The sequence below is a fragment of the Pseudalkalibacillus sp. R45 genome, from assembly GCF_052246725.1.
In the GTDB taxonomy this organism is placed as follows: domain Bacteria; phylum Bacillota; class Bacilli; order Bacillales; family Fictibacillaceae; genus Pseudalkalibacillus.
In genome coordinates this window covers 24,223-36,953 of the sequence record NZ_JBQQCL010000021.1, presented here as the reverse complement: position 1 = coordinate 36,953, position 12,731 = coordinate 24,223, and the positions used below count along the sequence as shown (strand labels likewise).

The following is a 12,731-nucleotide window of genomic DNA, read 5'->3' as shown; positions in this document are numbered from 1 at the left end:
TTCATAGTGAAACGCCGCAAATTTAAAATTATCTCTACAACTCAGAAATTATCTCTACAACTTGCGAATTTCCTCTACAACGCAAGAAAAAGCACCCCGCATAATACGGAGTGCTTTGAATCTTAACTTATCGATTATTCAACGATAGTTGATACTACTCCAGCACCTACAGTACGTCCACCCTCACGGATAGAGAACTTTGTGCCGTCTTCGATCGCGATTGGCGCGATTAGTTCAACTGTCATTTCGATGTTGTCTCCAGGCATTACCATTTCAGTTCCTTCTGGAAGAGCGATTGTTCCAGTTACGTCCGTAGTACGGAAGTAGAACTGTGGACGGTAGTTAGCGAAGAATGGAGTGTGACGTCCACCTTCTTCTTTAGATAGAACATAAACTTCAGCTTTGAACTTAGTGTGAGCTTTAACAGTTCCAGGTTGAACAAGAACTTGTCCACGCTCGATGTCGTCACGGGAAACACCACGAAGTAGTGCACCGATGTTGTCACCAGCTTCAGCATAGTCAAGAAGCTTACGGAACATTTCTACACCTGTAACGGTAGTTTTCTTCGGCTCTTCAGTTAAACCAAGGATTTCGATTTCGTCTCCAACTTTAACTTTACCACGCTCAACACGTCCAGTAGCAACTGTTCCACGACCAGTGATTGAGAATACGTCCTCAACAGGCATCATGAATGGCTTGTCGTGGTCACGTTCTGGAGTTGGGATGTACTCATCAACTGCTGCCATAAGTTCGAAGATTTTCTCTTCCCACTCAGCGTCTCCTTCAAGAGCTTTAAGAGCAGAACCTTTGATTACTGGTACATCGTCACCAGGGAAGTCGTATTCAGTAAGTAGGTCACGTACTTCCATTTCTACTAATTCAAGTAGTTCTTCGTCGTCTACCATGTCACACTTGTTCATGAATACAACAAGGTAAGGTACACCTACTTGACGAGAAAGTAGAATGTGCTCACGAGTTTGTGGCATTGGGCCGTCAGCAGCAGAAACAACAAGGATTCCGCCGTCCATTTGTGCAGCACCAGTGATCATGTTCTTAACGTAGTCTGCGTGTCCTGGGCAGTCAACGTGAGCATAGTGACGGTTGTCAGTTTCGTACTCAACGTGTGCAGTAGCGATTGTGATTCCACGCTCACGCTCTTCTGGAGCACCATCGATTTGGTCGTATGCACGAGCTTCACCTTTACCAGACTTCTTGTGAAGTACTGTAGTGATTGCTGCAGTTAGTGTAGTTTTACCATGGTCAACGTGTCCAATTGTACCAATGTTAACGTGGTCTTTGGAACGATCAAATTTTTCTTTACCCATGAGTATGTTCCTCCTTTAAATATAAAAAATAGTTGTTTTTTTATTTGTAAGATAGGCGAATATTACTTCACCTATCTTAGCTTACAATAAATGTACTTTCTTGTACAAGTCGCAAACGATTATTGACCGCTTACTTTTTTGATGATTTCTTCTGAAATGGACTTTGGTACTTCTTCGTACTTTTCAAAGTGCATCGTGTAAGTTCCGCGACCTTGCGTTCTAGAACGTAGTGTAGTCGCATAACCGAACATTTCAGATAGAGGTACCATTGCACGGATAACTTGAGCGTTACCGCGAGCTTCCATACCTTCAACTCTACCACGGCGAGATGTTACATCTCCCATGATATCTCCCATGTATTCTTCAGGGACAACAACTTCAACCTTCATCATTGGCTCAAGAAGAACTGGAGAACAATATTGTTTAGCGTTCTTCAATGCCATGGAACCAGCAATCTTAAACGCCATTTCGTTTGAGTCAACATCGTGATAAGAACCGTCGTAGATTCTAGCTCTAAGGTCAATTACAGGGTATCCTGCAATCATACCGTTTTGCATAGCTTCTTCGATTCCGTTTTGTACCGCTGGAATGTATTCACGTGGTACAACCCCACCGACGATCTTGTTCTCAAATTCGAATCCTGCACCCTCTTCGTTTGGTTCGAATTCAATCCAAACGTGACCGTATTGACCACGACCACCTGATTGACGTACGAACTTACCTTCAACTTTCGCGCCTTTGCGGATTGTTTCACGGTAAGCAACTTGAGGTGCCCCAACATTCGCTTCAACTTTAAACTCACGACGCATACGGTCAACGATGATGTCAAGGTGAAGTTCACCCATTCCAGAAATAATCGTTTGTCCAGTTTCTTGGTTCGTTTCAGTTTTGAATGTTGGATCCTCTTCAGCCAATTTCGCAAGAGCGATCGCCATCTTGTCTTGGTCAGCCTTAGATTTAGGCTCAACAGACAATGAGATAACCGGCTCTGGGAAGTCCATTGATTCAAGGATGACCGTGTCATTCTCAGCACATAGAGTGTCACCAGTAGATGTATCCTTCAATCCAACTGCAGCAGCGATATCCCCTGCGTAAACAGTTGCAATCTCTTCACGAGAGTTTGCGTGCATTTGCAGGATACGTCCTACACGTTCACGCTTATCCTTCGTAGAGTTTTTGATGTATGATCCAGAATCAAGTGTACCAGAGTACACACGGAAGAATGTTAATTTACCAACGTAAGGATCCGTCATAACCTTAAATGCTAAGGCAGAGAATGGCCCATTATCGTCAGCTTCACGTGTAACTTCCTTCTCTTCATCACCTTCTGGGATGAAACCTTTGATTGGAGGTACATCTAATGGAGATGGTAAGTAATCAAGTGTAGCATCCAATACTAGTTGAACACCTTTGTTCTTAAAGGCAGAACCACAAAGAACTGGGTAGAATTCAACATTGACAGTACCTTGACGGATACCAGCTTTCAGTTCTTCAACTGTAAGCTCTTCACCTTCCAAATACTTCATCATTAGATCTTCGTCTAATTCAGCTACTGCTTCAACAAGCTTTCCGTGATATTCTTCAGCGAGTTCTTTGTACTCCTCTGGAATTTCACCTGCTTGTGTACGAGTGCCTAGATCATCTTCATAGAAATAAGCCTTCATTTCTACAAGGTCGATGATTCCTTCGAAGTTATCCTCTGCTCCAATTGGAAGCTGGATCGCATGTGCGTTAGCACCTAGGCGTTCACGAAGCGTTCCAAGGGAGTAGAGGAAATCTGCTCCGATTTTGTCCATCTTGTTGATGAACACGATACGTGGTACATGGTATGTTGTCGCTTGACGCCATACTGTTTCTGTTTGCGGTTCAACTCCGGATTGAGCATCAAGAACTGCTACCGCTCCATCTAATACACGTAGTGAACGTTCAACTTCAACAGTGAAGTCTACGTGTCCTGGTGTATCGATGATGTTGATACGGTGGTCTTTCCATTGAGCAGTTGTAGCAGCGGAAGTGATTGTGATTCCGCGCTCTTGTTCCTGCTCCATCCAGTCCATTTGTGAAGCTCCCTCATGAGTTTCACCAATCTTGTGGATACGTCCTGTATAGAATAAGATACGTTCAGTCGTAGTCGTCTTACCGGCATCGATGTGAGCCATGATCCCGATATTACGTGTATCTTTCAAGGAGAACTCTCTTGCCATAGGGTCTTTCTCCTTCCTTCGAATGTGATTGATAGTTTATTATTTCTTTGATCTTACCAACGATAGTGAGCGAATGCTTTGTTCGCTTCAGCCATCTTGTGCATGTCTTCACGCTTCTTGACAGAAGCACCAGTGTTGTTAGCTGCATCCATGATTTCGTATGCTAGTCTCTCTTCCATCGTTTTTTCTCCACGAAGACGAGAGTAGTTCACTAACCAACGAAGTCCAAGTGTCGAACGACGCTCAGGGCGTACTTCGACTGGTACTTGATAGTTTGCACCACCTACACGGCGAGCTCTTACTTCAAGAACTGGCATGATGTTCTTAAGTGCTTGGTCAAGTACTTCCATTGGATCCTGGTTTGTTTTCTCTTGTACGATGTTGAACGCATTATATAAGATCGTTTGCGCTACACCTCTTTTTCCATCAACCATGATCTTGTTGATTAGGCGTGTCACAAGTTTAGATTTATAAATTGGATCTGGTAATACATCACGACGTTCTACAGGTCCTTTACGAGGCATGTAGTCCCCTCCTTTCAAAAGTTGTCAATATTTTCGAGTGTTCAAAAGCGGCAAAGTTGCCATTCATCATTCGATGACATTTTCAATGAAGGTTCAAAAGTTAGCGAATCAGGAACAAGAAGTTCTAGGCGCGATGGTTTTGAGGACCGGAGTGACGAGCGATACTTGCATATTAGCTACGAGTTGTACCGAGGAAGCTTTCTTCGAAGGTTACGCTCGTAGACGCAGGTACATATGCTCTTACTCTAGACCGGTGAAACCAAGCACAAGAATAAACTTCGGAAGCGATACCTCGCACGAAGGAAAAGTGATTTCCTTTTTCGAGGAACGCGGAAATTCGCCGTTCATCATTTGATGACTTTTGAACTACCTTTTATTTCTTTTCATCTTTAGGCTTCTTCGTCCCATACTTAGAACGACCTTGTCTGCGGTCATTGACTCCAGCAGTATCAAGTGCACCACGAACGATGTGGTAACGTACCCCTGGTAAGTCTTTTACACGACCTCCACGGATAAGTACAACACTGTGTTCTTGTAGGTTGTGACCAATTCCAGGAATGTAAGCTGTAACTTCAATCTGGTTAGTCAAACGAACACGCGCATACTTACGAAGTGCAGAGTTCGGCTTCTTAGGTGTCATTGTACCAACACGTGTACAAACACCGCGCTTTTGCGGAGAAGAAAGATCAGTGTTCACTTTCTTGAAGCTATTGTAGCCTTTGTTAAGTGCTGGAGAGTCGGATTTCTTACCTTTTGAATGACGACCCTTACGTACCAATTGGTTAATAGTAGGCATTTTATATCCTCCCTTCTAATACTTGTATTCCTAGCCCACACATCCAGGTGGTTCATTTTTGGACAAAATAAAGTTTTTGCGCAGGGCTAAAGAGCCCTGGCAAAAACGATTTTATCCTATTATCGCAACCGTTGCAGCACCAACGTCAATTCCGCAAGCTTTTCCAAGCTTTTTCATAGAGTCGACGCTTGTGACAGGAACGCTTTTTTCTTTTGCGATGTGAACGACTTTATTCGTTACACGCTGATCTGCATCATTTGCAACGATTAGCTCTTTCACTTCCCCATTCTGAAGGGCTTTTATTGTTTGCTTCGTGCCAACAATAAAATTGGTTGCCTGCGTCACTTTTTCATAAGACATTTGTTTTTATATCCTCCAAAGCAACAGGTTTATATGAAAGCACTCCGTTATATTATCAGAGTTGAAAAATGTTGTCAACAATACAATTAATCTTGTGTGACTAATTCTTCTGCGGCAACAGATTCTTCAGTCGCTTCCAATTCGGTTTCTTCTCCAACTGGAACAATGCTGCGGTAACGCGACATTCCTGTTCCTGCTGGTACAAGTTTACCGATGATGACATTCTCTTTCAGTCCAAGCAGCTCATCACGCTTACCTTTGATTGCTGCATCAGTCAGAACACGTGTTGTTTCCTGGAAGGAAGCTGCTGATAAGAATGACTCGGTTTCAAGAGAAGCTTTCGTGATACCAAGTAAGATCGGTCGTCCTGTAGCTGGTTGACCGTCTTCTAACAGGACTTGCGTATTGACATCTGTAAACTGGTTGATGTCGACAAGTGATCCCGGTAAGACGTTTGTATCTCCAGCTTCAATGACACGTACTTTACGCATCATTTGACGAACCATTACCTCAACGTGCTTATCACCGATTTCTACCCCTTGCATACGGTAAACCTTCTGCACTTCGCGAAGCAGATAATTTTGGACTGCATCGACACCTGAAACCTTCATCAGTTCTTTCGGATCGATCGAACCTTCTGTCAGTTCTTGGCCGGCAACAATCGTATCATCTACTTTCACCTTGATACGTGCACCGTAAGGGATGGTGTACGAACGGCTCTCAACTTCACCTTGAACTGTGATTTCACGTTTATCGCGAACTTCATTGATCGCTGTAACCGTACCATCAAGCTCAGAAATGACCGCTTGACCTTTCGGGTTACGCGCTTCAAACAATTCTTGGATACGAGGCAGACCCTGTGTGATATCGTCTCCTGCAACTCCACCTGTATGGAATGTACGCATTGTAAGCTGGGTTCCTGGCTCACCGATTGATTGAGCAGCGATGATTCCGACAGCTTCCCCAACTTCAACTTCAGTACCTGTAGCGAGGTTGCGTCCATAACATAAGTTACACACACCGTGACGGGTGTTACATGTAAATGCAGAGCGGATGACGACTTCTTCAATTCCAAGGTCGATGATTTCTTTCGCAATGTCTTCTGTAATCAATTCGTTACGTCCGACAATGACAGAATCATTTTCAGGATGATGGATCGTCTTGAACGCTACACGACCAATCAATCGTTCATCGAGCGGTTCGATGACTTCATTTCCTTCTTTAATCGCTTTGACAGTCAGACCTCGATCTGTTCCGCAATCTTTTTCACGGACAATGACGTCTTGTGCAACGTCGACAAGACGACGAGTCAGATAACCAGAGTCTGCAGTCTTAAGTGCTGTATCAGCCAGACCTTTACGAGCACCATGCGTTGAAATGAAGTATTCAAGGACCGTAAGACCTTCACGGAAACTAGACTTGATCGGAAGTTCGATGATTTGACCAGCCGGGTTAGCCATCAATCCACGCATTCCAGCAAGCTGGGTGAAGTTTGATGCGTTACCACGGGCACCTGAATCACTCATCATGAAGATCGGGTTATACGGATCCAATGAAACCATCAGTTTTTCTTGGATTGCATCCTTCGCATTACTCCAGATGGAGATGACACGATCATAACGTTCTTCATCCGTGATGAGTCCTCGGCGGAATTGCTGTAATACTTTTGTGACTTTCTCTTCAGCTTCCTCAAGGATCTCCTTCTTCTCAGAGAGGACCACGATGTCAGATACACCAACGGTAATACCTGCTTTAGTCGCGTATTTGAATCCAAGATCTTTCATTCGGTCAAGCATTCTAGAGGTTTCAGTGATTTTGAATCGTTTGAAGACCTCTGCAATGATCTTTCCTAAAATACCTTTTTTGAAAGGCGGAATCAATTCACGCTTATCGAGTTCCTCATTCAAATCAACAGTTGGATCGATAAAGTACTTCTCTGGTGTTGCTACTTCCAGATTGTATTCGGTCGGTTCGTTGATATATGGGAATGACGGCGGCAAGATTTCGTTGAAAATCAATTTACCAATCGTCGTAACTAACAATTTACTGTTCTGCTCCTCAGTAAATGAACCTTTACCGAGTGCTTTCGCTGGAATTGCGACACGTGTATGAAGATGTACATAACCATTCTGGTATGCAGTAAGTGCTTCATTCGTATCATTGACGATCATACCCTCACCGATAGCGCCTTTCCGTTCAAGCGTAAGGTAGTAGTTCCCCAATACCATATCCTGAGACGGTGTTACAACCGGCTTTCCATCTTTCGGGTTCAAAATGTTTTGTGCTGCAAGCATCAAGATACGCGCTTCAGCTTGAGCTTCTGCTGACAATGGAACGTGAACCGCCATTTGGTCTCCATCAAAGTCCGCATTGTATGCTGTACATACTAGCGGGTGAAGACGAATCGCACGGCCTTCAACCAATGTCGGTTCGAATGCCTGGATTCCCAAACGGTGAAGTGTAGGTGCACGGTTCAACAGAACTGGGTGTTCTTTAATGACTTCTTCAAGAACATCCCATACTTCAGGTTGGACGCGTTCAACTTTACGCTTCGCACTCTTGATGTTATGAGCAAGGCCTTTGTTGACCAACTCTTTCATGACAAACGGTTTGAATAGTTCAAGTGCCATCTCTTTAGGAAGACCACACTGATACATTTTCAAGTTAGGGCCTACAACGATAACGGAACGACCAGAATAGTCGACACGTTTACCAAGCAGGTTTTGACGGAAACGACCTTGTTTACCCTTCAACATATGGGAGAGGGATTTCAACGGACGGTTTCCTGGTCCTGTGACCGGTCTGCCGCGTCGTCCATTATCGATCAATGCATCCACAGCTTCTTGCAGCATTCGCTTCTCGTTTTGGACGATGATATTCGGTGCACCAAGATCCAACAGACGCTTCAGACGGTTGTTACGGTTAATTACCCGACGATATAAGTCGTTAAGGTCGGATGTCGCAAAACGACCGCCATCCAATTGGACCATAGGACGTAGTTCCGGTGGAATAACCGGAAGCACTTCGAGAATCATCCATGAAGTAAGGTTTCCGGAGTGACGGAATGCTTCCAATACTTCAAGTCTTTTGATTGCTCGGGTACGTCTTTGTCCTTGTGCAGTTTTCAGTTCTTCTTTCAATACCGCTACTTCTTTATCAAGATCGATATCTTCTAGAAGTTTCTTGATGGATTCCGCACCCATTTGCGCTGTAAATCCTTGACCATACTTTTCACGGTATGAACGGTATTCTTTTTCGGATAAAAGTTGTTTCTTCTCAAGTGGTGTTTCACCTGGCTCCGTCACTACCCAAGAAGCAAAATAAATCACTTCTTCAAGAGCTCTAGGTGACATATCCAGCACAAGGCCCATTCTGCTCGGAATGCCTTTGAAGTACCAGATATGAGAAACTGGTGCAGCAAGTTCGATATGTCCCATGCGTTCACGTCGAACTTTTGCACGTGTGACTTCTACACCACAGCGGTCACAAACGACGCCCTTATAGCGGACGCGCTTGTATTTACCACAGTGACACTCCCAGTCCTTTTGCGGACCGAAAATTCTTTCACAGAATAGCCCATCTTTTTCAGGCTTCAACGTACGGTAGTTAATCGTTTCCGGTTTCTTGACTTCACCGCGAGACCAAGAGCGGATCTTATCAGGTGAAGCAAGACCTATTTTCATATACTCAAAGTTATTTACATCGATCAAGGGGTCTACCTCCCTTATGATATGCTGCTATACCCTTATTCACCGACGGATTGGGTTTCTACGTTCAAGTTCAATTTATCGTTAGAACTTTCCTCTTCATCATCCAGTTCACGCATTTCGATTTCCTGTTCGTCGCTCGTAAGCATCTTGACATCCATTCCAAGACTCTGAAGTTCTTTGATCAATACTTTAAAGGACTCCGGAACACCTGGTTCAGGAACGTTTTCGCCTTTGACGATCGCTTCATATGTCTTCACACGGCCGACAACATCGTCGGACTTGACTGTGAGGATCTCTTGGAGCGTGTAGGCTGCACCGTATGCTTCAAGCGCCCAAACTTCCATCTCACCGAAACGCTGTCCGCCGAACTGGGCTTTACCACCTAGCGGTTGCTGGGTTACGAGTGAGTATGGTCCTGTTGAACGAGCATGTAGCTTATCATCTACCATGTGAGCCAGCTTGATCATATACATGACCCCGACAGAAATACGGTTATCGAACGGTTCACCTGTTCGACCGTCGTATAGAACTGTCTTACCGTCTCTTGATAGACCTGCTTCATCGAGCGTTTCCCAAACGTCTTCTTCACGCGCACCATCGAATACTGGTGTTGCCATATGAAGTTTCAGTTCTCTAGCTGCCATACCCAGGTGAAGCTCTAATACCTGACCGATATTCATACGAGATGGTACCCCTAGAGGGTTCAGCATGATATCGATCGGTGTACCGTCAGGCAAGTACGGCATATCTTCTTCAGGTAAAATCCTGGAGATAACACCTTTGTTACCGTGACGTCCTGCCATCTTATCTCCTTCATGAATCTTACGCTTCTGTACGATATAAGCACGTACGAGCTGGTTGACTCCTGGAGGAAGTTCATCGCCATCTTCACGGTTGAAGACTTTCACATCATGGACGATTCCGTCGCCACCGTGAGGTACACGAAGTGATGTATCACGGACTTCACGTGCTTTTTCACCGAAGATCGCATGCAAGAGACGTTCTTCTGCTGTCAGCTCAGTTACACCTTTAGGCGTTACTTTACCGACCAGGATATCCCCGTCTTTTACTTCAGCACCAACACGGATGATTCCACGTTCGTCCAGGTTTTTAAGCGCATCTTCACCAACGTTCGGAATATCACGTGTGATTTCTTCTGGTCCAAGCTTCGTATCTCGTGCTTCTGATTCATACTCTTCAATATGGATCGAAGTATAGACATCATCTTTCACCAGACGTTCACTCATTATGACGGCATCCTCGTAGTTATATCCGTCCCATGTCATGAATCCGACGAGTACGTTTCGCCCAAGAGCAAGTTCACCAACTTCCATCGAAGGACCATCTGCGAGAATTTCCCCTTTGGTCACCCGGTTCCCTTCACTGACGATCGGACGTTGGTTGTAGCAAGTTCCCTGGTTTGATCGGACGAATTTCATCAAGTTATAACGGTCCAAATCACCTTTTACTTCTTTACCGTCGACTGTTTCAATACGACGAACATATACACGAGCGGCAGATACCTTCTCGACAATACCTTCGTGTTTACAAATGACAGCAGCACCAGAGTCTTTTGCAGAAACGTGCTCCATTCCTGTTCCAACGATAGGTGACTCAGGAACCATCAATGGTACAGCTTGCCGCTGCATGTTCGCACCCATCAATGCACGGTTGGAGTCATCGTTTTCTAAGAACGGAATACAAGCAGTCGCTGCTGAAACGACCTGTTTTGGTGATACGTCCATGTAATCGATTTTGTCACGTTTTGCAATCGTGTTCTGGTCACGATAACGTGCAATGACCTCTTCATCGACAAATGATCCGTCTTCTGCAAGCTTTGCGTTTGCCTGTGCGACCACGTAATTATCTTGTTCATCAGCCGTCAAGTAATCGATCTGAGCTGTCACTTTCCCTGTTTCAGGATCGACACGTCGATAAGGCGTTTCGATAAATCCGTATTCATTGACCTTCGCATAGCTTGATAGAGAGTTGATCAATCCGATGTTCGGACCTTCAGGCGTTTCAATCGGACACATTCGGCCGTAGTGGGAGTAGTGGACGTCACGTACTTCGAATCCAGCACGTTCACGCGTCAAACCACCAGGTCCAAGTGCAGATAAACGACGTTTATGAGTAAGCTCTGCCAACGGATTCGTCTGATCCATGAATTGAGAGAGCTGTGAGCTTCCGAAGAACTCTTTGATTGATGCAATTACCGGTCTGATATTGATCAGTGCTTGCGGTGTAATCGAGTTCGTGTCTTGAATGGACATACGTTCACGGACAACACGCTCCATACGGGATAAGCCGATACGGAATTGGTTTTGTAAAAGTTCTCCTACAGAACGAAGTCGACGATTACCAAGGTGATCGATATCATCTGTCAGACCTACACCATGCAACAGGTTAAAGAAATAGTTGATGGCAGCAATGATGTCAGCCGGTGTAATGTTTTTGATGGAACGATCGATCTGACCGTTTGCAATCACATTGATCACCTGATCTTGCTCACCTTCAACCGGGGAGTATATTTTAATAGATTGAAGTCGAACTGGTTCATCTTCAATCACTCCACCCGCGGGTGTAACTTCTTTAAATGCTTCATCTTTTTCTAAAGCCGGCAAAATACGCTCAAGAAGACGGCGATCAAGAACTGTTCCTTCTTCTGCAATCACTTCGCCAGTTTCAGGATCCGCAATCGTTTCAGCTAGGCGCTGATTGAATAGACGGTTTTTGATATGAAGCTTTTTGTTAATCTTATAGCGTCCAACGTTTGCAAGATCATAACGCTTCGGATCAAAGAAACGGGACTCTAATAGACTTTTAGCATTATCTACTGTAGGGGGCTCTCCCGGACGTAAACGCTCATAAATTTCAAGAAGCGCTTTTTCTGTACCTTCTGTATTATCTTTTTCTAGTGAATTACGAAGGTACTCATCTTCCCCTAGCAAATCGATGATTTCTTGATCAGAACCAAACCCTAATGCACGCAACAAGACCGTCACTGGTATTTTACGAGTACGGTCGATACGAACATGGACGACGTCTTTAGCATCTGTTTCAAGCTCTAACCATGCGCCCCGGTTTGGAATTACCGTAGCTGTGAAACCTCTCTTGCCGTTTTTGTCCAATTTTTGATTGTAATACACGCTCGGTGAACGAACGAGTTGTGAGACAATTACGCGTTCTGCTCCGTTGATGATGAAAGTACCAGTGTCCGTCATCAAAGGGAAATCTCCCATGAACACTTCTTGTTCCTTCACTTCACCTGTCTCTTTGTTAATCAGGCGTACCTTAACACGAAGCGGAGCGGCATAGGTAACGTCTCGCTCCTTGGACTCCTCTACAGAATACTTAGGCTCTCCTAAACTATAATCGATGAACTCAAGCACTAAGTTACCTGTGAAATCCTCAATTGGAGAAATGTCGTGGAACATCTCTCTCAAACCCTCATCAAGAAACCATTGATAGGAGGAAGTTTGGATTTCAATGAGGTTTGGAAGTTCCAAAACTTCATTAATTCTTGCATAGCTTCTCCGTTGGCGGTGGCGTCCAAACTGAATGAGTTGACCTGTCAACTGATTCACCCCTCAAATCCAGCATAGTATCGTCAAGCAACTAGTTATAAAAACTAGAAAAACGAAGCAAACACCAATCTTTATATAGGTGGTTGCCAGTTGTCCCCTTCCTACCCTACCAGCCTCAGCAGAGAAAATCTAGCAGATGCCGTTCGTAGAGTAAAAAGAAAACTTGGCTAATGCCAAGCTAAAAATAGCGACAATAGCCTTTTCACCTTAAGGTAGATCCTAAAG

General features: G+C 44.5%; 7 protein-coding genes. All 7 read right to left on the bottom strand.

Translation table 11 applies throughout. The features are described from left to right. Positions 1–134: 134 nt before the first annotated feature. Positions 135–1,325: an elongation factor Tu gene (gene tuf, locus ACTWQL_RS21690; protein WP_443144485.1), complete on the bottom strand. Its 1,191-nt coding sequence runs from the start codon at positions 1,323–1,325 to the stop codon at positions 135–137. Positions 1,326–1,444: 119 nt separating this feature from the next. Continuing rightward, a complete protein-coding gene (fusA, locus tag ACTWQL_RS21685; protein ID WP_443144484.1) occupies positions 1,445–3,529 on the bottom strand; it encodes an elongation factor G in 2,085 nt (694 codons plus the stop codon). A gap of 53 nt (positions 3,530–3,582) precedes the next feature. Continuing rightward, the gene (gene rpsG, locus ACTWQL_RS21680; RefSeq protein WP_221569193.1) at positions 3,583–4,053 is read right to left on the bottom strand and encodes a 30S ribosomal protein S7; all 471 of its coding nucleotides are present in this window, start codon (positions 4,051–4,053) and stop codon (positions 3,583–3,585) included. 373 nt (positions 4,054–4,426) lie between these two features. Next, positions 4,427–4,849, bottom strand: coding sequence for a 30S ribosomal protein S12 (rpsL, locus tag ACTWQL_RS21675; RefSeq protein WP_221569194.1), 423 nt, complete (start codon positions 4,847–4,849; stop codon positions 4,427–4,429). Positions 4,850–4,960: 111 nt separating this feature from the next. Beyond that, the gene (locus ACTWQL_RS21670; protein ID WP_443144483.1) at positions 4,961–5,209 is read right to left on the bottom strand and encodes a 50S ribosomal protein L7ae-like protein; all 249 of its coding nucleotides are present in this window, start codon (positions 5,207–5,209) and stop codon (positions 4,961–4,963) included. A gap of 86 nt (positions 5,210–5,295) precedes the next feature. Next, entirely contained in the window at positions 5,296–8,919 is a 3,624-nt protein-coding gene (gene rpoC, locus ACTWQL_RS21665) for a DNA-directed RNA polymerase subunit beta' (protein ID WP_443144482.1), read from the bottom strand. Positions 8,920–8,954: 35 nt separating this feature from the next. Further along, a complete protein-coding gene (rpoB, locus tag ACTWQL_RS21660; protein ID WP_443144481.1) occupies positions 8,955–12,497 on the bottom strand; it encodes a DNA-directed RNA polymerase subunit beta in 3,543 nt (1,180 codons plus the stop codon). Positions 12,498–12,731: the final 234 nt, after the last annotated feature.